This window comes from Paenibacillus sp. FSL F4-0100 (assembly GCF_037993005.1).
Taxonomy (GTDB): Bacteria; Bacillota; Bacilli; order Paenibacillales; family Paenibacillaceae; genus Paenibacillus_AQ.
In genome coordinates, this window is sequence record NZ_CP150303.1 from 2,323,107 (window position 1) to 2,344,585 (window position 21,479).

23 protein-coding genes and 1 tRNA gene are annotated in these 21,479 nt (G+C 47.5%); 16 read left to right on the top strand and 8 right to left on the bottom strand.

Annotation, left to right across the window (positions count from 1 at the left end; all coding sequences use genetic code 11):
* The first annotated feature begins 1 nt into the window (after window position 1).
* The 4 genes from MHH48_RS10180 to MHH48_RS10195 all read left to right on the top strand — a co-directional run bounded on the left by MHH48_RS10180 (window position 2) and on the right by MHH48_RS10195 (window position 3,579).
* Entirely contained in the window at window positions 2–1,633 is a 1,632-nt protein-coding gene (locus tag MHH48_RS10180; RefSeq protein WP_076320686.1) for a hypothetical protein, read from the top strand.
* 660 nt (window positions 1,634–2,293) lie between these two features.
* Window positions 2,294–2,971, top strand: a complete 678-nt coding sequence (locus tag MHH48_RS10185; RefSeq protein WP_076320687.1) for a hypothetical protein — start codon at window positions 2,294–2,296, stop codon at window positions 2,969–2,971.
* A complete protein-coding gene (locus tag MHH48_RS10190) occupies window positions 2,913–3,455 on the top strand; it encodes an accessory gene regulator B family protein (protein ID WP_083659537.1) in 543 nt (180 codons plus the stop codon). The genes MHH48_RS10185 and MHH48_RS10190 overlap by 59 nt, the downstream gene beginning before the upstream one ends.
* Window positions 3,439–3,579, top strand: coding sequence for a cyclic lactone autoinducer peptide (locus MHH48_RS10195; RefSeq protein ID WP_076320688.1), 141 nt, complete (start codon window positions 3,439–3,441; stop codon window positions 3,577–3,579). Before MHH48_RS10190 ends, MHH48_RS10195 begins: the two co-directional genes overlap by 17 nt.
* Before the next feature lie 374 nt (window positions 3,580–3,953).
* On the opposite strand, the gene MHH48_RS10200 is transcribed toward MHH48_RS10195, so the two are convergent.
* Window positions 3,954–4,026: transfer RNA gene (locus MHH48_RS10200), tRNA-Val, on the bottom strand.
* Between the two features lie 135 nt (window positions 4,027–4,161).
* On the opposite strand from MHH48_RS10200, the gene MHH48_RS10205 reads away from it, so the two are divergent.
* Window positions 4,162–4,425, top strand: a complete 264-nt coding sequence (locus tag MHH48_RS10205; RefSeq protein WP_076320689.1) for a hypothetical protein — start codon at window positions 4,162–4,164, stop codon at window positions 4,423–4,425.
* A 349-nt stretch (window positions 4,426–4,774) separates the two neighbouring features.
* The gene (locus MHH48_RS10210; RefSeq protein ID WP_076320690.1) at window positions 4,775–5,218 is read left to right on the top strand and encodes a GNAT family N-acetyltransferase; all 444 of its coding nucleotides are present in this window, start codon (window positions 4,775–4,777) and stop codon (window positions 5,216–5,218) included.
* Window positions 5,219–5,308: 90 nt separating this feature from the next.
* Here MHH48_RS10210 and MHH48_RS10215 read toward each other — a convergent pair whose 3' ends face one another.
* Together MHH48_RS10215 and MHH48_RS10220 are read right to left on the bottom strand one after the other, a co-directional pair.
* Window positions 5,309–5,542 carry a DUF3892 domain-containing protein gene (locus MHH48_RS10215; protein ID WP_076320691.1) on the bottom strand — a complete coding sequence of 78 codons (234 nt, stop codon included), beginning with the start codon at window positions 5,540–5,542 and terminating at the stop codon, window positions 5,309–5,311.
* A 62-nt stretch (window positions 5,543–5,604) separates the two neighbouring features.
* Complete coding sequence (locus MHH48_RS10220; protein ID WP_076320692.1) at window positions 5,605–6,342, bottom strand: MBL fold metallo-hydrolase; 738 nt, start codon at window positions 6,340–6,342, stop codon at window positions 5,605–5,607.
* A 250-nt stretch (window positions 6,343–6,592) separates the two neighbouring features.
* On the opposite strand from MHH48_RS10220, the gene MHH48_RS10225 reads away from it, so the two are divergent.
* Both MHH48_RS10225 and MHH48_RS10230 read left to right on the top strand, forming a co-directional pair.
* Window positions 6,593–7,147: a copper amine oxidase gene (locus MHH48_RS10225; RefSeq protein ID WP_076320693.1), complete on the top strand. Its 555-nt coding sequence runs from the start codon at window positions 6,593–6,595 to the stop codon at window positions 7,145–7,147.
* Window positions 7,148–7,241: 94 nt separating this feature from the next.
* On the top strand, window positions 7,242–7,565 hold the full coding sequence (locus MHH48_RS10230; protein ID WP_071223049.1) for a DUF1292 domain-containing protein: 324 nt from the start codon (window positions 7,242–7,244) through the stop codon (window positions 7,563–7,565).
* Window positions 7,566–7,631: 66 nt separating this feature from the next.
* Here MHH48_RS10230 and MHH48_RS10235 read toward each other — a convergent pair whose 3' ends face one another.
* Together MHH48_RS10235 and MHH48_RS10240 are read right to left on the bottom strand one after the other, a co-directional pair.
* Window positions 7,632–9,107 carry an aminotransferase class I/II-fold pyridoxal phosphate-dependent enzyme gene (locus MHH48_RS10235; RefSeq protein ID WP_076320694.1) on the bottom strand — a complete coding sequence of 492 codons (1,476 nt, stop codon included), beginning with the start codon at window positions 9,105–9,107 and terminating at the stop codon, window positions 7,632–7,634.
* A 374-nt stretch (window positions 9,108–9,481) separates the two neighbouring features.
* Window positions 9,482–10,105, bottom strand: coding sequence for a DUF1054 domain-containing protein (locus MHH48_RS10240; protein WP_076320695.1), 624 nt, complete (start codon window positions 10,103–10,105; stop codon window positions 9,482–9,484).
* 264 nt (window positions 10,106–10,369) lie between these two features.
* Here MHH48_RS10240 and MHH48_RS10245 point away from each other — a divergent pair, with 264 nt between their 5' ends.
* On the top strand, window positions 10,370–10,966 hold the full coding sequence (locus MHH48_RS10245) for a hypothetical protein (protein ID WP_076320696.1): 597 nt from the start codon (window positions 10,370–10,372) through the stop codon (window positions 10,964–10,966).
* Window positions 10,967–11,158: 192 nt separating this feature from the next.
* The gene (gndA, locus tag MHH48_RS10250; RefSeq protein WP_179090568.1) at window positions 11,159–12,568 is read left to right on the top strand and encodes an NADP-dependent phosphogluconate dehydrogenase; all 1,410 of its coding nucleotides are present in this window, start codon (window positions 11,159–11,161) and stop codon (window positions 12,566–12,568) included.
* A 93-nt stretch (window positions 12,569–12,661) separates the two neighbouring features.
* Here the strand turns inward: gndA and MHH48_RS10255 are convergent, their stop codons facing one another.
* Window positions 12,662–13,099, bottom strand: coding sequence for a hypothetical protein (locus MHH48_RS10255; protein ID WP_256720385.1), 438 nt, complete (start codon window positions 13,097–13,099; stop codon window positions 12,662–12,664).
* A 253-nt stretch (window positions 13,100–13,352) separates the two neighbouring features.
* Between MHH48_RS10255 and MHH48_RS10260 the strand changes: the two genes are divergently transcribed.
* Complete coding sequence (locus MHH48_RS10260) at window positions 13,353–13,829, top strand: shikimate kinase (protein ID WP_076321302.1); 477 nt, start codon at window positions 13,353–13,355, stop codon at window positions 13,827–13,829.
* A 131-nt stretch (window positions 13,830–13,960) separates the two neighbouring features.
* On the opposite strand, the gene MHH48_RS10265 is transcribed toward MHH48_RS10260, so the two are convergent.
* Window positions 13,961–14,269, bottom strand: a complete 309-nt coding sequence (locus MHH48_RS10265) for a rhodanese-like domain-containing protein (RefSeq protein WP_179090581.1) — start codon at window positions 14,267–14,269, stop codon at window positions 13,961–13,963.
* A gap of 167 nt (window positions 14,270–14,436) precedes the next feature.
* Between MHH48_RS10265 and aroA the strand changes: the two genes are divergently transcribed.
* The 4 genes from aroA (at window position 14,437) to ptsP (ending at window position 20,033) form a co-directional block, all read left to right on the top strand.
* Window positions 14,437–15,729: a 3-phosphoshikimate 1-carboxyvinyltransferase gene (gene aroA / locus MHH48_RS10270; RefSeq protein WP_076320698.1), complete on the top strand. Its 1,293-nt coding sequence runs from the start codon at window positions 14,437–14,439 to the stop codon at window positions 15,727–15,729.
* 51 nt (window positions 15,730–15,780) lie between these two features.
* A complete protein-coding gene (locus tag MHH48_RS10275) occupies window positions 15,781–16,203 on the top strand; it encodes a CoA-binding protein (protein ID WP_076320699.1) in 423 nt (140 codons plus the stop codon).
* Window positions 16,204–16,389: 186 nt separating this feature from the next.
* The gene (locus MHH48_RS10280; protein WP_076320700.1) at window positions 16,390–18,273 is read left to right on the top strand and encodes a glucose PTS transporter subunit IIA; all 1,884 of its coding nucleotides are present in this window, start codon (window positions 16,390–16,392) and stop codon (window positions 18,271–18,273) included.
* Window positions 18,270–20,033, top strand: coding sequence for a phosphoenolpyruvate--protein phosphotransferase (gene ptsP, locus MHH48_RS10285; protein ID WP_076320701.1), 1,764 nt, complete (start codon window positions 18,270–18,272; stop codon window positions 20,031–20,033). Before MHH48_RS10280 ends, ptsP begins: the two co-directional genes overlap by 4 nt.
* A 143-nt stretch (window positions 20,034–20,176) precedes the next feature.
* Here ptsP and MHH48_RS10290 read toward each other — a convergent pair whose 3' ends face one another.
* Window positions 20,177–20,704, bottom strand: coding sequence for a type 1 glutamine amidotransferase domain-containing protein (locus tag MHH48_RS10290; RefSeq protein WP_179090569.1), 528 nt, complete (start codon window positions 20,702–20,704; stop codon window positions 20,177–20,179).
* Window positions 20,705–21,009: 305 nt separating this feature from the next.
* Between MHH48_RS10290 and MHH48_RS10295 the strand changes: the two genes are divergently transcribed.
* Complete coding sequence (locus MHH48_RS10295; RefSeq protein ID WP_256720387.1) at window positions 21,010–21,432, top strand: hypothetical protein; 423 nt, start codon at window positions 21,010–21,012, stop codon at window positions 21,430–21,432.
* The last annotated feature ends 47 nt before the right edge of the window (window positions 21,433–21,479 follow it).

Here is a 21,479-nt window from a genome sequence, read left to right on the forward strand (position 1 = left end):
TATGGCGGGATCGGATTCATCGTTTCGGATGCTGAAGATACTGGATCGATTTCAGGGAATCATCTCGAGATTGGGTGTCGACTATAAAACGCTGCGCCGGATACTCCATGTCAAATTGTTGATGGATTCGAGGCGCGCACCCGTCATATTATCTTCTAGCAACCGGAAGAAAGAAGAGCAGGACAAGAACCTGTTTGTCAGCTCCCTCTGGCTGTATGGCTTAATCGGGCTTGTCCTGACGCCGTTTGTGTTCTGGAGCGATCCGGAATATTTAATGCCGATGAGCATCCTGTCTGCGATCCTAATGTTCCTGATTATGAGCTCCATGATTTCAGATTTCTCATCCGTTCTGCTGGATGTGCGCGACCGCAGCATTTTGATGACGAAGCCGATCGACGGTCGAACGGTCGGATTGGCGCGATCGATTCATGCAGGAATTTATTTGCTGCTGCTAACCGGAGCGCTCTCAGCAGGCTCGCTGGTCGTGGGATTGATCAAGCATGGCGTGCTGTTCTTTCTGATCTATATCCTGGAGTTAATACTGATGAATATGCTCATTCTGGTGAGCACCTCCTTGGTTTATCTGTTGCTGCTCAAGTATTGGGATGGAGAGAAACTGAAGGATCTGATCAATTATGTACAGATTGGACTTTCCGCTACGCTGGCCATCGGCTATCAGTTTGTGATCCGTTCCTTCGATCTGATTGATTTTCATCTGGTATTTAAGCCGGCCTGGTGGCAGATTCTGCTTCCGCCGGTGTGGTTTGCGGCTCCGTATGAGTGGTTGTTTGGCGAGGGGAGCAGGTGGCTGGCTGTTCTCTCGTTGCTGGCTATATTCGTCCCGATTGTGCTTATGATCGTCTATGTCCGTTATATTCCTTCGTTCGAGCAGCATCTGGAGAAGCTGGCTCACAGCGAAGCGGGAAAAGGGCGGGAGCGCGGGCGATTGGACAGATTCTTGGCCAAAAGGGTATGCGGGTCGCGCACGGAGCAAGCTTGTTTCCGACTATCTGCCAGCATGCTGAAGAACGAGAGAGAGTTTAAACTTAAGGTGTATCCTACACTTGGGTTGTCCGTGTTATTGCCTTATTTATTCTTTGTCTCTACGATCCGTAACTCCTCATTGGCGGAAATCAGCCAGGGATCGTCGTACTATGTACTGCATAGTATGCTCATCATGATTATCACCGTCGTTATGATGCTGAAATTCTCCGGCAAACCCAAGGCCTTCTGGTTATTTGGCGCAGCCCCGATGTCAAGCATGAATCCCTTATACAAAGGGGCTTTAAAGGCTTTTGCCGTCAAAATGTTCGTGCCGCTGTTCATTGTGAACGCGATCGTGTTTCTGATCGTGTTCGGTACTCGGATCATGCCGGATATTCTCATCATACTCCTTACCGGATTGGTGTTGATTCCCTTGTCAGCCAAGGCAATTCTGCGCAATCCACCGTTCTCTCAAGCGTTTAATATGGCGCAGCAGAAAGACGGCTGGTGGGTATTGTTATTCTTCTTTGTTATTGGTGGACTCTGTGGTTTACATTATGCAAGCAGCACAATTCCTTATGGTATGTTGGCCTATATCCTCGCGCTGCTCGTTGCGAATGGCTTGGCATGGACCAAGCTGTATAAGTAAATTCGGGAAGGCATCCGATTGGGTGCCTCTTCTTTTATTTTGCCAGATAATTGTATACTTGCGTTTAAAGGTGGTTGAACAAGAACGTAGGTTCGTATATAATGGAAATATAGCAAATTAACTCTCTATTTCACTCTTCACTTCATAAATCCATGATGGATTCCCCCACTTATGTATTTAATTACCTGTTGTTATGCCTTCCGGGCCTTATATAATCAACTTAGATGATGTCAGGATGTTAAATAGTAGGATCTGAGTTTATTCTGGATTAGTCATATTCACAAGGTCGTGGATTCTTGATAACTAATGCTTGGTTTTCGTTTGGTATACGGATTGAATGTTTCAGTGGTTTAATTCGTTTTGGTGTATAAGAAGTTCTAAGTTGTTCTGTTTTAGAATTTTTGAGCCAAGCCGGAGCTATAAACGACGTTTAATGTTTTTGCATTTTCCATCACAGTTTCCAGACATATAAGAAGTGGCAGGCGCCATCGGAATTGACCTCAAGAACATGCATCATTAGGACGACTCGATAGAAACTGAGCGTCTGTCGGTATATCGTTTATTTATGGACGTTATAACCATCAGTGTAATCAGGTTACATCGGGAAGTGGCGTAGCACACATTTAACCATTTCTTATGGTGTAGGGAGGAAATCTTTGAATGGAAGTTATTTGGTTTATGGTGTTTTCAACATTTGAAACACTGGCGATTTATTCACTAATCATGACATTGCTTAGATTTAAGACAACAGAGTACATATGGCAGGCGTTGATTGTCATGATCCTTGCCAATTTGCAAAGTTTCGTTATGCGCAACGAGCTTCACTTGGATTTTCTCGCCCCTCTCATTACCGTATTGATCTTCGTTTTCTTGTTTTCTGCCATTATTAAGATCCCAGTTATCTGGTCGGCGATATGTACCATCATTGGATACATGCTTTATGCGTTGATACAAACGGCCTATTTGACAACGATATTCGGATCGATTGATTCCATTCAGACCAATCATGCCAATGGTTATATTCTTCAAATCCTGTCAGGAGCGACAGGACTGTTGATATCCTGGATTATGTACAAATTTGGTATTGGGTTTAAGTACAATCTGGAAAAGCTGCGCATTAAATTTGAACATATTCTATTGATCGCTTTAATTATCGTGGTGTTGATATTAATTGCGATTCTGTTTTATCTCAACCGTTTATGGCTGCATCTTCTCTTCTTTGGAATAACATTTGGAATCTTCTTGTATTATGCCATCAATACAGAGGAGCGGGATTCTTATGATCATAGAAGGATTATCAAAACGGATAGCGGAGGGGATCAAACGCCAGGTACCTGACCATAAATCCTCTGTTCCTGTTTTGAAACATGCGATCGCCATCATATTAAACGTATTGTTTATTGTGGTCTTCACGCTGCTTATTTCGATATTCACGGGTAACGTGAAGCAGGCGGTCATTGCCTTGACGGGTTTTGCGGTACTCAGGCAATTTTCCGGAGGATATCACCTTAAGACAGGGGCTGGCTGCATTGCATTCACGACCGCATTATTCACTTTGGTGTCTTTTGTGGAGATGGAAATTGCAGGTGTTCTCATTATCAATGTCCTCAGTCTGTTGCTGGTGATGCTGTTTGCTCCCAGCCGAATCGAAAGGCAGTCCCGAATACCGAGGAAGCATTACGTAAAACTTCGCATAATTAGCAGTGTCATCGTTATGTTTAACTTTGGACTTCAGTCCCCAACATTGGCTGTCATATATTTGGTCCAGGCTCTCAGTTTATTACGCTGGAAAGGAGGACAAGCTCATGTTATGGACCCATAAGATTAAACATCAGTTGTTTTCGTTTATCGCATCTGCTCTGACGATGGTAGCCGTATTCGTAGTGAATACAGCAAGTCCCGTATTTGTATACAGCGGAGAGACACCGGAAGAACTTTTAAAATAGTCTTCATTTAATCGTAAGGGGACTGGGGTAATTTAAGAATAGATAAATGATGGATGAATGTGGGTTATGGTTTCCGGTGCCTGTCCAGGTACCGGTTTTTTATATGGATAAATGGAAGATAAGCCTGTAATGTTTCGTTTGATTTTTCGTTAGTAGTATAATCTGTCCTGGAGGCCCGAGAAAGGAAGGGGACGCATGTTTCTTGATCTCAAACGAAAATTGCTGAGAAACTTGGTCAACCATCTGGTGCTTCGCATCCATATTCTGACTTTGTCCCCCAATCCGTCCCCAACGGGACCCCATGAACCCAAATAGGCAATAGTATTCGAAAATGAAAAACCCCTGACGCCAATGGCATCAAGGGTTTTCGATTATGATCTGTAGTGGGCTCGAACCACTGACCCCTACCCTGTCAAGATAGTGCTCTCCCAGCTGAGCTAACAGATCATGAAATATTTAAAAAGGTAATTCATATATTACCAGCAGACAGTGTGGCTGTCAATGGTTTTCTCGTTATAAAAAATCACATTCCGGTTCAGACTAAATACAGCATGATTATGCCAATGGAGGAGTGTGAATGGCATGGCAGGTGGGAAATCCCATCATTTTAATCGAGCCAGTCTGGTGCTCTCGTTGCTAGGGGTAACTGTACTAGGGAGCGGTTGCAGTATCTCGGAGAGAACGTCGGTGCAGCTGGAGCCGCTACATGGGCCTGCGGCGCCTGTAATGCTTGATGTTTACGGACGTTCGATAGATCAGGACGTATATTCCAAGCAGGGAAGCGGAGCACTGGAGCCGGTATCCCCGATGGATTCGGTGGATACCTTACGCGATCTCCATCCGTAATGGGTGCAGCAACGTCTATAACAAATCGGTCATACCAATATCCTTACCTTTTGCTCGAACAGCGAGCAGAGCAAACCGCCGGCAGGCAAGCTGGCGATTTGCTGTAAAACGGCCGATGCTATTCCTCATCCCATTTGCGGGAATAACCTTTTTTAATCGCCCAAAAGATAGGGTAGATGATGATGGCTGAGATGATAACAGCCCAAAATATCGTGGTTCCCATGCCCATAAAGGCAATGCTCCTTTCAAAAAAACGTTAGCTTATACTATACAGGAAAATGATTATTTTGTATAATATCTCGATCTGCGATATTACAAGGAATTGATTCTACATAAAGAGGTGTTGAAATTGGCAGCAGAAATCATAAATGTATCAACCGAAGAGCAGTTGCAGCAAGCGCTGGATATCCGGAAGGATGTTTTCGTGCTTGAACAGAAGGTTCCGATTGACCTGGAGATTGATGATTACGATCGTCTGGACTCCGATGCACATCATGTCCTGATCAAGTCGGAGGGACAGTACGCGGCAACTGGACGTATCACCTATTACAATAAGGACTCCGCCAAAATGCAGCGCATTGCGGTACGTAAGCCATTCCGATCCAAAGGGATAGGGCGTGTGCTGATGATGGCATTGGAAACGCAGGCGCGTGAATTGAAACTGCAGTATTCCGTGCTGGATGCCCAGGTGCAGGCGGAGGCGTTTTATCGCAAGCTGGGGTATGAGACGATTTCGGACGAGCCGTTTGATGATGCTGGCATTCCCCATGTTCGTATGAAAAAGGAACTGTAGGCATCTTCTTAACTATAAGGTGGCTGATGATCCCATCGTTCTAAAAAGGAAAGACCTCGAGTATCGACTCGAGGTCTTTTTAGGCATGAATTAAAAGCTTGGCATATTATCCAGGTTGTTGCTGGGATCGCCATCCGCATTGGAACGAAGATGTTCATCTCCGTCACGTCCACGGAATACGTTCACGTTTTTGATTTCTTTATTCTTGGCCATCTGTTGTGCAGTCTTGTAGTCCACGACACTACCGTTATCCAGCTTCAGTTCGATGATGTCGCCGTCGCCATTTTTACGGACGCCTACGACTTCTTGTTGTGTATTATCCATATAGATCGCCTCCCGGAATTAGTGTTCCCGGGAACCCTCATAAACTATTCATCTATATTGAACTACAATTCGTATACCCGCTGCTGCTCCACAAATTCCATGATTCCGGTCTTGCCAATGAAAGCTTCGACCTCATCACTGTAATGCATAAGATAGGTGCGTTCCTGAATTTCTTCAGGAAGGCTGAGCAGCTCATCCAGTGTCGTATGAACCTCTCCGGGGCCTTGCAGCTGACATTCATGCAGAATCACTTCACAATCCCGCTCATTCACCAGTTGGTTGAGCAGGATCGGATCGAATACCATGTCAGCACTGTAAAATATCCGATCATTCAGATAAAGCGAATAGCTGTCCTTGCCGGGAATATGCTGCGTATGAATCAGCTCTACCGAGATGCCTGATGAAATATGGGCCTTCACTCCCGGTTTCAGAGGGTGTACGTCAAATACATCATGCAGGGAGGAGATATGTCCCTGTTGATATAATCCGCCTTTGAGTGAATGTTCCCATATCGGTTCCACCAGCGATTCAGCAATGTAAAGCGGGAGTTTGCGGTTGTATTTCATTTTCATCATAAAGGCAAGCTCTTCGAGTCCGCCCACATGGTCGGCATGAATGTGTGTGATAAGCACGGCATCGATATCGTTAAATGTCTTATTCAGCTGATGTAGTGCCATTGGAGCGGTGATGCCGCAGTCGATCATAAGTGTGAAATTCCCGTCATGTACCAGTGCGTTATTGTTATAGTAGTTCTTGGCAAACGCACTGCCGGTGCCAAGCATTTGTAGTTTCAGTGTCAATGGATGAAACCTCCTGATGATATGATATGTAGTCCAGTATGCTAATGTATATTTTAACGAATTCCACGTTGATTTACACGGATTATATGATCGAATCGGCCCTGAAATGCAGTATAATTCGTGATAGGCACAGACCTTACTGCATGAGGAAAAAATTTTACCACAAAGTGCAAAATTGTCCGCAACTTGTTTTTTGACATGTAGTATACACATATAACAACAAGATGAGCCAATGGAGGGAAATGAATATATGAAGTGGAAAAAAGTGATGGCATGTATGTTAGTGCTCTCTTTAATGGGTGGCAGCACCCTTTTGTTTGCAGATTCCGTCAATGAGCGAGTCCGTGTCTGGCTAAACGGTCATGAATTGAAGGATGGTGGATATTTAATCGATGGCAAAACCTATGTGCCGGTTCGGGAATTCGACGGGGCTGTGGATTGGAATCCCGCGAATGGACAAGTTCAAGTCATCAAGCCGAACGTGCATATTTTTCTGTTTAAAGGAGATACTGTATTCGGCAACGTGAACAAGGGTAAGCTGAAATTCAATGTTTTTAGCCAGGTGGACAGCTTAAACAACGATATACACTCAGTGAAAGTAGCGATTGAGGATCCTTCGGGCAATATCAAGGATATTCAGTCCCAGGAAGTGAAGGATCGCAAGGATAACTTCTGGTTCCGAACCTATGATTTCACGTACGATTTTAAAACGGCGGGCAAATACTCGGTAGGTTTTTATGTAAAAGTCAAACCGGATGACGGATTTGTGAAAGTTGCAGAGAAAGTGATCACCGCACTTAATTGATGGCCCTTTGGCCGCTTGGCAGAAATTGACCTGGAGAAGCTATCCGTGATACGATACGAAAGTATGATAATTTAACCGAAGTGAGGTTTTTTCAATGAGTGAACACAAACATGAACACGGAGATGCTTGCGGCTGCGGTCACGATCATGACCACGACCACGAACATGAAGAGTTTGTGCTGACATTGACGGATGAAGAAGGAAAAGAAGTAGAGATGGTTCTTGTGGAGACATTTGATGTCGGCGAGAAACTCTACGCGCTTTTGCTTGAACGCGAAAATCCGGAAGCGGACGGCGTCATTCTACGTATGGAAGAAGAGAACGAGGAAATGGTTCTTTACAATATTGAGGACGAAGAAGAATGGAATGAAGTAGAGGCGGTTTACAACGAACTGGTCGCTGCTGCAAACCAGGAATAAGACTCTTAAGCAATAAACCCGGTGCGAACCTCTCGCACCGGGTTTATTGTATTTACAGCTGCCATTTTAGAATATAGGATCCGTTTCCACGATGACTTTAACATTTTGGATACTGCGGTCCTCAGGACCTTTCACCGGAAGGCCTACCTCGACATGATCGATAATGTAATCGATGTTTTCCTGGGAAATCACTTCGCCCGGAAGCAGAATCGGAATGCCTGGCGGGTAGACATAGATGAATTCGGCAATAATGCGTCCTGCCGATTCCTTGAAAGGTACAACCTCTGTATCCCCGTAAAACGCATCGCGAGGGATAAGCGACAACTGCGGAATTTCTGGTGTTTTCACAACCAACTCGTTAATCTCATTCACATGCATGTACTGATTCGAAAGCTCGCGGAGCGCTGTCAGCAAAATATCGATGGCCTCCTGATTGTCTCCCGGTGTAATGAGGCACAGAATATTGTACATATCACTGAGCTCAACTTCAATATTGTAGTGATCCCGCAGCCAGTTCTCGGTTTCATATCCTGTAATGCCGAGATGGCGTACATGGATCGTCAATTTGGTCGGATCATAGGAGTATGTTGCTTCTCCGCCTAATATTTCTTCACCGAAGCTGTACAAACCTTCGATTTTATTGACTTCCTGACGTGCATATTGCGCCAATTCAATCGTCCTTGCTGCCATTTCTCGTCCATGCAGCGCCAGACTGCGGCGTGAAGTATCAAGCGATGCCAGCAGGATGTAGGAGGTGGAGGTTGTGGTCAGCATGCTGATGATCGTCTGTACGCGATAAGGATTGATGTATCCGTTCTTGGTATTCACGTTCAGTACGGAGCTCTGCGTCATCGAGCCGCCGAGTTTGTGCACGCTGGTCGCAGCCATATCGGCCCCGGCTTCCATTGCCGACATCGGAAGATCTTCATGAAAATGGATCAATACGCCGTGCGCCTCATCTACGAGAACGGGTACGTTGTAGCTATGAGCCAAATCCACGATTTCTTTCAGATTGGCGCTTACGCCGAAGTATGTCGGGTTAATGACCAATACGGCTTTGGCGTCAGGGTGACGTTTTAATGCTTTCCGGACCGAGCTGATGGTGATGCCGTGATCGATCCCCACATTGGCATCCTGGGCAGGCGATACGAATACAGGCTTGGCCCCGGTAAAAATGATGGCGGAAAGCACGGATTTATGGACATTGCGCGGTACGATGATTTTATCGCCAGGCGAACATACCGACATGATCATAGTCATGATCGCTCCACTTGTTCCTTGGACACTGAAGTAGGTGTGATCGGCACCGAATGCATCGGCGGCCAGCTTTTGGGCTTCCTCGATGACGCCTGTAGGTTGATGTAAATCATCCAGCGGCGCAATATTGATCAAATCTATAGAAAAGGCGTTATCCCCTATAAATTCCCTGAATTCGGCATCGGTGCCGAGGCCCTTCTTATGTCCCGGAATGTGAAATTGCACGGGGTTTTTGGCCGCATGTTCTTTAAGTGCGGTGAAGAGCGGTGTACGACTGTGGTCCATGGACGTTGTCACAACCTTTCCCTATGTTTATTTTCTTATGATTTGTTGATTACTGTTTTTATATAAACAAAATTGAGTATAGCAAAATAGGGGGGGAATGCAAGGAGAATGAACGGCTTTTTTTGCTTTGTCCAGCAACGCTTCAAACTTTAGACATATTAATGGAGGAGCAACAAGATCTTCATCGTTCCTTCATTAAAATATCATCCATAAGAAAAACGTCTATCGACGTACTTTCTCAGAAGACAGACCGCGGTTAAGGGAAGTTTTTCTTGCGACTATAGAATTGTTCAGCTTCGCTGAAAATTTATAAATTCTATAATCTTAAAAAAAGAGCTGCACCAGCAGCCCTTTTCATCAACATATCTTGCTCATTAAAACGCCATTTTATAAAGCGGCAGCAGCGACTCAAACGTCTCCTGCACCTTTTGCACCAGCTCGTCCCCTTCAAGCTTGACGGCTTCCTCGCGCGGGATGCGCAGTCCGCACATGACTTCAGCCTTTTTCACCTGCTTCAGCTTCTCAATCAGACGCGTGAAATCCTCCTCGCTCATATCCTGATGAGGGGTGCCGGACGGGTTCATGTGATCCATGGACCAGTAGAAATTTTTGGGTAGCGCCTTTGCTGTTTTCTTCAGCTTGGCTTCCAGGTTGCTGGCAAACACGGTCTTATTGGGACTTTCGTAAATAATCGCGAAGATGACAAACAGATGGGTTCCGAACATGCCTACCTCAAAATGAGGCAGTGCTTTGTACCCGCGTTTGCTGGCAGCCCAAGCGACCCAAGTGTCAATGGGAGGATTGACAGTGCGTCTTGCATGCTTGGCGACATGCACAAACATCTCTTCCCCAGCCAAGACGGATACATAGGGGGCGAGCTCAGCCCCTAGCGCCTCCAGCTTGGGTCTTACCCGTTCAATGAGAACCTCCATACGGGCTTCAAGCCCGGGAACGGAGAATACGTCGAAATCTTGATCTGTAAATCCGGTAACCGTCATGGATATGATGGCCTCCCTGTTGTAGATGATATCGTTACTAAACTCGGTTTTTGGATAACTTATTATACCATAAGGTGAATGGACATCACGCATTACCCAGAAAAGCTTCACCGTATGTTCATGTGGGCTAAAAATAGTCAATAAACCAAGTTACCGTTACATAAGATGGAGTATAAGATATAGATAAGACAACATCAAAAGCAGCCATGGGGGAAATCTTCACCGCCGTTTAATGATCGGTAGTAAACCGGAGGAGGGAGTGCCGTGAATAAGAGCGAGGAAGTGGAGTATTGCAACCTGGAGCTCCGGTTTGATCGCCGGCATATCCAGGACCTAATCAAGGAATTGATCCAGGAAGGATATTCGCTTTATTGGAGCGAGAATGATACGCAGTTTGTCATTTCAATCCGAACAGGTCGCAAGCTGGTAAAGCTGCGGTTTCAACGAACAGGAAGCGGTTTTAAACTAGTAGGCGATTATATGATCCGTGATCCCAAACTCGCGGAATGGATGGAGAAATTGATCGAAAATACCCGTGGCCATGCTGTAGTGAAACGTTTCAAGGACCGGCAAATATTGATCGAGAATATTTTGTTCGGTGAGGTCATAAGGCTTGTGGAAATATCCGGTTACCGGCAGCGGGTGCTGTTTCAGAAGGGGACGCCGATGACGGAGCAGGAAATGCTGCGGTTGTTTGAATCGGATGTAGGGGAACAGCGATTGCTGCTGTCCAGACTGGAAACCGACGATGAGCTTGAGAAGCTCCATGCGGCACTGCAAGAGGGGAACGAAGACAAAATTTTGGCTTGCAAGCAAAGACTCCGTGAGCTTTCCTTGGAGCTGATGAGGCTGGAGTGGTAACTACTTCAATCCGGATACAAGTTTAAAGCACGAACAACACTCCGAAACAGAAGGGGTGTTTTCGCGCGTGTTCTGATTTTGTGACAGGGGTTCACTTGTCAAATGAAAAACGTTAATATAAGATTATTGCAAATCATCTCGGATAGGGATGGGTTGTTTAAAAATATATTGGAGCAAAGGATGGAGAACCAGATGTCAAAACAACAAATCGGTGTGATTGGCCTTGCTGTAATGGGAAAAAACCTGGCCCTGAACATCGAAAGCAAAGGCTTCACCGTTTCTGTATATAACCGCTCTCCGCAAAAAACGGAAGACATGCTGAAGGAAACCGAAGGCAAGCAAGTGAAGGGGACATTCTCGATCGAAGAATTCGTGGATTCCCTTGAGACACCTCGTAAAATCCTGATCATGGTACAAGCGGGACAAGCTACCGATGCTACGATTGAACAGCTGATTCCACATTTGGACAAAGGTGATATCATCATTGATGGCGGTAACGCATATTTCCCTGATACACAGCGCCGCAGCAAAGAACTGGCTGAAAAAGGCTTTAACTTTATCGGTGCTGGGGTTTCCGGCGGCGAAGAAGGCGCATTGAAAGGCCCATCGATCATGCCTGGCGGACAAGAAAGTGCCTACAAGCTGGTTGAGCCTATTTTGACAGCCATTTCCGCTAAAGTTAACGAAGAGCCTTGCTGTACATATATCGGACCAGACGGTGCTGGCCATTATGTAAAAATGGTTCACAACGGTATCGAGTATGGCGATATGCAGCTTATTTGCGAAGCTTACCAATTGCTGAAGGACGTACTTGGCCTTGATGCGAAGGATCTGCACGGAATCTTCACAGAGTGGAACCAAGGTGAACTCGATAGTTACCTGATCGAGATTACGGCTGACATTTTCTCCAAATATGACGAAGAAACCGGCAAGCCGATGGTGGACGTGATTCTGGATACGGCGGGTCAAAAAGGAACAGGTAAATGGACAAGCCAAAGCTCCCTGGATCTGGGTGTGCCGCTGTCCATGATCACCGAATCCGTATTCTCCCGTTTCCTGTCCGCGATGAAAGAAGAGCGTGTGGCAGCAAGCAAAATCCTGAATGGTCCTAAAGCAGCTGCATTTGACGGCGACAAAGCCGAGTTCATTGAAAATGTGCGCAAAGCGCTGTTTGCAAGCAAAATCGTATCCTACGCTCAAGGCTTTGCACAGCTTCGCGTGGCATCCGATGAGTACGGCTGGAACCTGCAATACGGCAACCTCGCTAAAATTTGGCGCGGCGGCTGCATTATCCGTTCCCGTTTCTTGCAGAACATCACGGATGCATATGAGAACAATCCTGAGCTGAAGAACCTGCTGCTGGATCCGTTCTTTACCAATATTATTGAATCCTATCAAGATGCATGGCGTAAGGTTGTTGCTTCCGCAGTATCCCTGGGCATCCCGGTCCCTGGGTTCTCCAGCGCGCTTGCATACTACGATAGCTATCGCACCGCAAACCTGCCAGCGAACCTGCTGCAGGCTCAGCGTGACTACTTTGGAGCTCACATGTTTAAACGTGTGGACAAAGAAGGAACCTTCCACTATAACTGGATGGATTAATTCTGCTCTATTTATGGCAGCATGAATACCATCCTCCCTGGATGGATTAATTCTGTTTTTATGGCAGTATGAATCCCATCCTCCCTGGATGAATTAATCCTGCTCTTTTACGGGAGTATGAATACCATCCTCGCTGGATGGGTCAATTTCTCTCTCAGAGGTAGGATGAATTCCATTCGCCGGGGGAGAGGTCAGAGATTCAACCGTGCGGGCTTGAGAAGGGGAGTGCGCCTCCGCCAGCTCAGGGAGTCCGTGCATGGCTTCTAAAAGACAGGTGCGGATGTCGTGGTTCTTCGTATGGATGTGGTTTCCGCTTCCGAGCAAGAGAAGCGCGGCTTCGCAATAACTGTTGTAATTTTGCAGCAAACGTGGCTTTGAAAGATCCAGCAGTGCAGGATCCTTCAGAGCCACTTTTTTTTGGACAAAATGAAGCACCCAGATCACATCTTCGCGGCATAGCGGGTAGGATGGGTCGAGGATCCGGCGGATGCGCTTGGCAGCGGAAGAGAGGCCAGTTGGACGAAAAGACATAATGGATTTCACTCCTTTCTTCTAATCTTGTATTCTTGCAATTAGTATATGACAATAGGGAACCAGATAGACTCGATAAAATTGGAGCATTACTTGGGGTTACTCGCGTAACAGCAACCTAACAGTAATTTAGAGAGTTAGGTCCATTGTCGAAAGATTTGGGGCTGTGGTATGATATGAGCAACCTTTATAGTGAAGCAGCAAATGGGGTGTCAAATTGGATAAGATAGGTAAGAACATTATTCTGATCGGGATGATGGGCACGGGCAAGTCAACCGTAGGGCGTCTTCTGGCAGAAACGCTCGGCTACACCCTGATCGATCTGGATGCGGAAATTGAGAGGATGGAAGGCAGAACGATTTCCGAGATGTTTGAAGCGGATGGAGAGCCGTATTTTCGTGAGGCTGAATCTGTCGCACTGCGCAGGGTATTGCAAAGGAAAGGCATTGTTGTAGCGTCCGGCGGAGGGGCTGTGCTTCGTTCCGAGAATTGTGACCAGATGAAACGTGATGGCTGGGTCGTCGCTCTAACAGCGGATGCTGCTAGCATCGTCGAACGGGTACGGGGTGATGCCAATCGGCCGCTGCTTGCGGGTGATGTCGAAGATAGAGTTCGGCGTATCCTGGATGAACGAAAGGACAAATACCTGTTTGCGGATGTCATAGTGGATACGGTTGGCCGATCTGCAGGGGAAGTGGCGACTGACATTTTAACGCATTACCGCGGCTAAGATGGTCAGCGAACGGGTTTGGCGTGATGATTTTGAATCAGTCTCTATGGGTGAATCTGGGGATCGCATTCGGATTGGAATAAGCAAAAAAAGGCGGGGATAACGATCATCCCTCACCTTTCATAGCTGGTTTATTCTTCATCGTCATGCCACTGAAGCATGCCGCCCTTCATATTGATTATATTAGTCAAGCCTTGGTGATTCAAAAATTCGCATACGTGTTGACTGCGTCCGCCGCTGCGGCAGATGAAGACAACTTCTTGATCGCGTGGAATTTCGTCCAGGCGATTCGGGATCTCGCCCATCGGAATATGCTTGGCACCGCTGATCATGCCGGCGGCAACTTCCTCATCCTCGCGGACATCAATCATGTATACATTTTCGCCGTTTTGAAGCCGGCTTCTAAGCTCCGTTGTTTCCATTTGAGGGATCGGTTTCATCATATAGACCTCTTTTCTGATAATAAATGATTAAGATCGTAACGATCTGTATTTCCAGTTCACATGAACTATGATAACCAAGCGGTTCTTTCCCTGTCAATTTATCCTAAGGGAGATTTCAAGGTTGGTTTATCGTAACATAATATATACAAGGAGAGATACATACGATGGATGTAATCGTCAAGCCTACGCCTATACTAAACGGAGAGATTGGAGCGTTATCCTCCAAGAACTATACAACCCGTTACCTGCTGGTGGCTGCACTTGCGGAAGGAACAAGCACGATCTATTACCCAGCTCATAGCGAGGATAGCGATGCCATGAGACGCTGTATCCGGGATCTCGGAGCCGTGATCGAGGAGGACGAGGAGAAGGCGGTTATTACGGGCTTTGGCAAATCGCCCCGGGATGTGAAGGAGCTGAATGTCGGTAATGCCGGTGCCGTATTGCGTTTCCTGATGGGCGTTACGGCATTATCTAAAGAGGTTACTTTCGTCAATACCTATCCGGATTCACTGGGCAAACGTCCTCACGATGATCTCATTGAGACGCTTGGTCAATTAGGTGTGGAAGTGGAGCATAACGAAGGCAAACTGCCGATCACGATTCGTGGCGGTCAGCCTAAGGGCGGAAAGCTCACTGTTTCTGGCGAAGTGAGTTCGCAGTACTTAAGCGCATTGTTGTTCTTAACGCCATTGCTTGCTGAAGACAGCGAGATTACCGTTACCGGAGATTTGAAATCCAAGGTCGTTATCGGTCAGACCCTGGAAGTGCTGGAGCAAGCTGGCATTACCATTCATGCAGCGGACGATTATACATTCTTCCGGGTTCCTGGCGGTCAATCCTATGAAGCGAAGACCTATACGGTTCAAGGTGATTATCCGGGCTCTGCTGCCGTCCTGGCGGCGGCTGCGGTTACGCAGTCGGATGTAACCATCCGCAATCTGTCAGAGGACAGCAAGCAGGGAGAGCGGGCCATTATTGACGTCCTCCGGATGATGGAGGTTCCGCTCACACACGAGAACGGAAATGTCCATGTACAGGGCAATCGTACCCTGAAAGCATTGGAATTTGACGGAGATGCAGCGACGGATGCGGTGCTTGCTATGGTAGCGGCAGCTGTGTTTGCGGAAGGGACCTCCCGATTCTACAATGTGGAGAATCTCCGCTATAAGGAATGCGACCGGATTACGGATTATTTGAACGAATTGCGAAAAGCCGGAGCCAACGTTGAGGAACGCCAGGCAGAGATCATCGTTCACGGCCGTCCTGAAGGCGTCGAAGGTGGCGTTGAGATCAATGCCCATTATGATCATCGGGTGATCATGGCCCTGACAGTGGTCGGGCTGCGCGCACATCAGCCGATCCGGATTAAGGATGCACATCATGTGGCCAAGTCGTACCCGCAATATTTTGATCACATGAAGGCGCTTGGAGCCAACGTGGAATGGGTAAAATAAAGAAATAGCCAAGCAGCTCGTCTATTACGAATGGAGAGGTGGTCATGAAGCATGGCATTTGAGAATCCTCCGCGCGAAGAAATCGCGGATATTTTGCGAAACGCAGGCAATATTGCTGTTGTCGGTCTGTCTGATCGGCCGGATCGTACATCCCATATGGTTTCTGCTGCGATGCAAAAGCGCGGGTACCGGATTATCCCGGTTAACCCTGGTGCAACAGAAATACTCGGGGAGAAGAGTTATCCATCCCTGAAGGACATTCCGGAGCCGATCCATATCGTTAATGTATTTAGACGCAGTGAATACTGTGCCGATGTGGCGCGGAAAGCTGCCGAGATTGGCGCCAAGGTGCTCTGGCTGCAGCAGGGAATTATCAGTGAAGAGGCGGCGGCCATCGCGGAGAAGAGCGACATGATCGCCATCATGGACCGCTGCATTAAGGTGGAGGATTCCATCGCTTTGGGCGGGCGTTAAGATTTAAATGGTGAATTGGAAGTATGGGCAAGCCTTATGTTGAAGCAGCCATGGCAGACTGGACACGATCCGTCTTGCCGAGGTATTGCTTGTGAGGCTTGCTTTTCTTTGTGGCATTTGCCCTGATTTCTTTTTGACAAAAACAGGCGCAGCGCTTACCATCAAGGATAGAAAGGAGGGCTCGCCTTGAATTGGTTGGGATCATTACAACAGCTGGGCAGAGCAGTTATGCTCCCTACAATGGCGCTTCCAGCGGCAGCTCTCCTGCTTAGCGTGGGAAGTCTGCCATGGTCGGCGTGGGGCTTCGGAACCTTGGGCGAGATTGCTCAGGCTGCGGGGCACGGCGTGTTTTATTACATGCCGTATTTATTTGCCATTGGTGTCGCGTGGGGACTTTCGAATCAGGGAGGACCCGCAGGGCTTGCAGCTCTGGCTGGCATGTTCATTTATGATCAGGTTATATCCCGTCTGGGAGACGGGAGTGTACAGCCCTCGACTTTGATTGGTATTATTTTTGGGGTAATGTCCGGTTACGTTTACAACCGGTTCAAACATATTAAGCTTCCCGAAGCGATACAGTTTTTTGGAGGCTCCCGATTTGTACTTTTATTCATGGGACTGTTCTCCACGATATTTGCATGGGTCATGCTGGGGATGGCCCCCATTGTACAGCGCGGATTAGATGTTTTTTATGATCTGACCGTACATATGGGGGCGTTCGGATTATTCCTTTACGGAATTTTGTACAGGGTGCTGACGGCATTCGGTCTGCATCACTTGTTGAATAACGTGTATTGGTTTCAGTTGGGATCGTACGAGACGGAAGACGGAACCGTCGTTCAAGGGGATCTGCCCCGATTCTTTGCGGGTGATCCAACAGCAGGCGACTTCATGGCCGGGTTATTCCCGATTATGATGTTTGCTCTGCCGGCGATTGCATTTGCCATTATTCAAGAAGCACGTGAAGATTTGAAGCCGAAGGTGAAAAAAACGTTTATGCGGTCCGCGCTTGTCTGTTTTTTGACCGGGGTATCGGAGCAGATTGAATTCGCGTTCTTATTTGCGTCTCCTTATCTGTATGTGCTCCACGCCTTGATGGCCGGGTTCGCGATGGTGCTTACCTATGCATTTGATATTCATCACGGGTTCTCGTACTCGGCGGGATTTATCGATTACGTACTCAATTTTCACTTGTCCAAGAATGCCTGGATCATCATACCGATCGGGGCCGTATACGGCATCGTTTACTATTTTCTGTTCCGTTGGGCCATTCGCACCTTCGAAATCCCGACACCGGGGCGTGAAGAAGGTTCGGCGCTGGAAGGCCGGGCAGGAGACATTCCCTATCAGGCACCGCTTATTCTGGAGGCGCTTGGGGGAAAAGACAACATCGTTCAGGTTCAATCCTGCATGACGCGTCTTCGATTAACCGTATATAATGACCGCCAGATTGATTCGGATGCACTGAAATTGCTCGGTTCAGCTGGTATCATCAAGCTGGGCGGCGGTAACGTTCAGGTGGTGTTCGGGACGTATTCCGAGCTCATCCGCGAAGAGATAAATAAGCTGATGCAGCAGGATTTGCCGCGCGTTCTGTTCAGCGCGCCCGTACAGGGACGCATGCTTCCTATTGACGAAGTGCCGGATGATATTTTTGCCGCCAAGCTTGTCGGTAACGGCGTGGCGTTCATTCCGGAAAAAGGAGAACTTGTATCTCCGGTATACGGCACCGTGATGCATGTCTATCCGACGATGCATGCCATTGGCATTTCAACGCCGGATGGACTCGAGGTATTGATTCATATCGGGATCGATACCTCTCAACTGAAAGGACCGTTTTCAGCTGTGGTAAGCGAAGGGGATACCGTTGAGCCGGGGCAATTGCTGGTCAAGTTCGATCTGGCTTATTTAAAGACACATGCCGCATCACTTGCCACACCTATGGTGATCACGAATCCCGATAAAGTAAGATCTTGGAGCTTTGCTCCATTCAAGTCCGTTAAGAGAGGACAGTCATCTGTCATGTCCGTCGTATTAAATGAGAGTAATGCTGGGGGTAGAGAATCATGATACAAGGCATTGGCGCAGCAACAGGCGTAGCGATTGGTAAGGCTTTCGTACTGCCGCACTGGGAGCTGGACCTTCCAGATTCCGAAATGGATGCTGTCGATTTAGCCAAAGAGTTCGAGCGCTTATATGAAGGCATACGAACCTCCAAGAATGAAATTGAATATATCAAGAACGAATTCAAGGAAATGGTGGGACACGAGGAGTCGCAGATCTTTGATGCGCATCTGGCCATACTGGAGGATCCCGTGTTCATGAACGAAATTCAAGGGATCATCGAGCGCCAGTACAAGGCTGCCGAGGTGGCGGTTAAAGAGGCGATCGATCATTTCGTATCCATGTTCGATTTGCTGGACGACGAGTATATGAAGGAGCGGGCGCTGGATATTAAGGATGTTGGCAATCGGCTGCTCAAGCATCTTCTCGGTGCTCCGGAAGTCAAACTTCCGGCTGATACGCAGCCTTATATTTTGGTTGCGAAGGAGCTCTCTCCGTCTCAGCTCGTGCACCTTAACCCTTCCCACGTTCTTGGCATTGTGACGATGACGGGTGGCAAGACCTCTCATTCGGCGATTATGGCCCGCGCTCTTGGCATACCGCTCGTATCCGGGATTGAGAACAAGCTGGATCATCCGATCCAGACCGGACAGCATTTAGTTGTGGATGGAGATGAAGGCTTGCTGTATTTGGAGCCTGACACGCTGATCGTGGAGCGTTATGAAGGGATCCGAGAGCAACAACGGAAAAAGAAAGAGCAGTTGCAGCTCCTGGCAACGGTTGACGCGGTTACGAAGGATGGAACATACTTTAATCTGGCCGCGAATATGAACTCCATAAAAGAAATGGAGATTGCGCTCAAGAACGGCGCGCAGGGAGTTGGATTGTTCCGGACGGAATTCTTATATATGGATCGCCACAACTTTCCTTCGGAAGAAGAGCAGTTTGAAGTGTATAAGCTGGTTGCCGAGAACGCAGGTCAGGCTTCGGTCGTGATCCGTACGCTGGACATTGGCGGCGATAAGCAGCTGGATTATTTCGGGCTGCCGGAAGAAGAGAACCCCTTCTTGGGGTATCGCGCCATTCGTATCAGTCTGGATCGCACAGAGCCGTTCCAGACCCAGCTGTCTGCTATTCTGAGGGCCAGCGCTTTCGGTAACGTCAAAATCATGTATCCGATGATATCCTCGGTAGAGGAAGTCAGGCAGGCTAATGCCGTGCTGCGGCGTGCGATGGCCGATTTGGACCAACGCGGCATAGCGTACGATCCGAACATTAAGGTTGGCATTATGATTGAGGTACCGGCAGCAGTCACCATTTCGGATTTGTTGGCAGAGGAGACTGATTTCTTTAGCATCGGGACCAATGATCTGGTTCAGTATGTGCTGGCGGTGGATCGCATGAATGAGCAGATTGCACACATGTACCATCCGTTTCATCCAGCGGTTTTGCGCATGCTACGGACGACGGTGGAGGCTGCGCATGAGGCAGGCATACCGGTCAGCGTGTGTGGAGAAATGGCAGGGGACGAGCGGGCGATTCCAATATGGCTGGAGCTTGGCGTTAAGGATCTAAGCATGTCTCCGCAATCCTTGCTTCGCGTGAAGCATCGCATCTTGAATACCAATGCGGCAGAAGCGAAGGGGGAGGCAGCGGATTGCTTCAAATTGCGTACCAGCGACGCTGTCGAAGAGCGCCTTAGCGCCTTTGCCGAACGCAGCAGTTATCTGAACGGAAAGAATGGTACGGACAGCACGGCCTCTTAAAAGGCTTCTAGGATAACGTTCCAATTTTTCATGTTTCTTTTTTGAGTGGACAAGCTATATTCATATAAAAAAACAGCTGCCTATCTCACCAGGAGCACTTCTTGGTGAAATGAGCGGCTGTTTTTGTGTGGTGCAGGGGAGCTTTAGCCTTGCTGTGCCAGAGCATCGCAAAAGGCTTTGCCGTACGGCGGCAGATCCGGAGGACGGCGGGCGGAAATAATATGGCCATCGGTTACGACCGCTTCATCCTTCCAGATTGCACCGGCATTTTCCATGTCGTCCCGGATTCCCGGTGTGGAAGTCACCGTAATGCCGTCCAGGATTTTGGCAGAGATGAGCACCCATCCGGCGTGGCAGATCTGTCCGATCGGCTTTTTGTCCGCATTCATCTCTTTAACGAGTTGCAGCACTTTATCATAACGGCGCAGCTTGTCCGGCGCCCAGCCGCCCGGAACGAGAATTCCATCATAATCCTCGCTGTTCAGTTCTTCAAAGGAATACTCAGCTTGAGCGGGAACACCATATTTGCCTGTGTAAGTTTTTCCTTTTTCCAATCCGGCGAGATGGACTTCGGCCCCTTCTTCCCGGACTCGGTAAACGGGATACCATAGTTCCAGATCCTCAAATTCTTCGTCTACAAGCGCTATCACTTTTTTTCCAGCCAATCTCATGATCGATTTAGCCCCTTCCTCTGCAGATTTCTTGATATATCCGTAACATGATCGAATAGGTCTCTTAAGACTGTATTCATTGTAACAAATATGGACAGGGGTTTCATAGGAGCGACCAAAGAACAAACATTTGGGAACATATCTGGTAAATAAAGCATTATCACAAAATAGCAGGATTCTCTGGTATGATAGTCGAATAGAACTAGTTCAGGCGACAGATTTGTGACATAGGGCTGTTGGTATTAGATTACGTGATAGGATTTGGGGTGGGCATTTTGTTCAAAACCTGCAACTGCGGACAATGGATGAAGTTGGAATTAAGGAAGCTGATTCATGAAAGAAAGACTCGAATATGTCATGTTCCTGTTTATGCCTGTCAGTCTTGTATGAAGTATGAGCTTCTACCTCTTATTAAACCGGATTTACTTCGCTATCTCGCATCGATTAGCAATGAAACCGGACGAATACGCGTTTCGTTCGCAGATGTTAATGAGTCTGCATACGTACTTCGAGAAGTGTTCCGTACATACGATGATGATTTGTCGGTAGAATGGCAGGCACGCTGCATGGAAGTTTTTGATGAGCGAATTAATATGCTGTTGGATCTATTTCGTTATGCCCAGAGCATGGGCGACGGTGACTGGATGAGACAAATTGAGGGACGTCTTGAGCAATTAAGCACCATCAAATCTCTCATTCCTGAAAATTCGGGCAATTATGCAAGATAATTTTCAGAAAATTTTCGCGGTTGTTGGATTTTTCACGCACTTTTTGT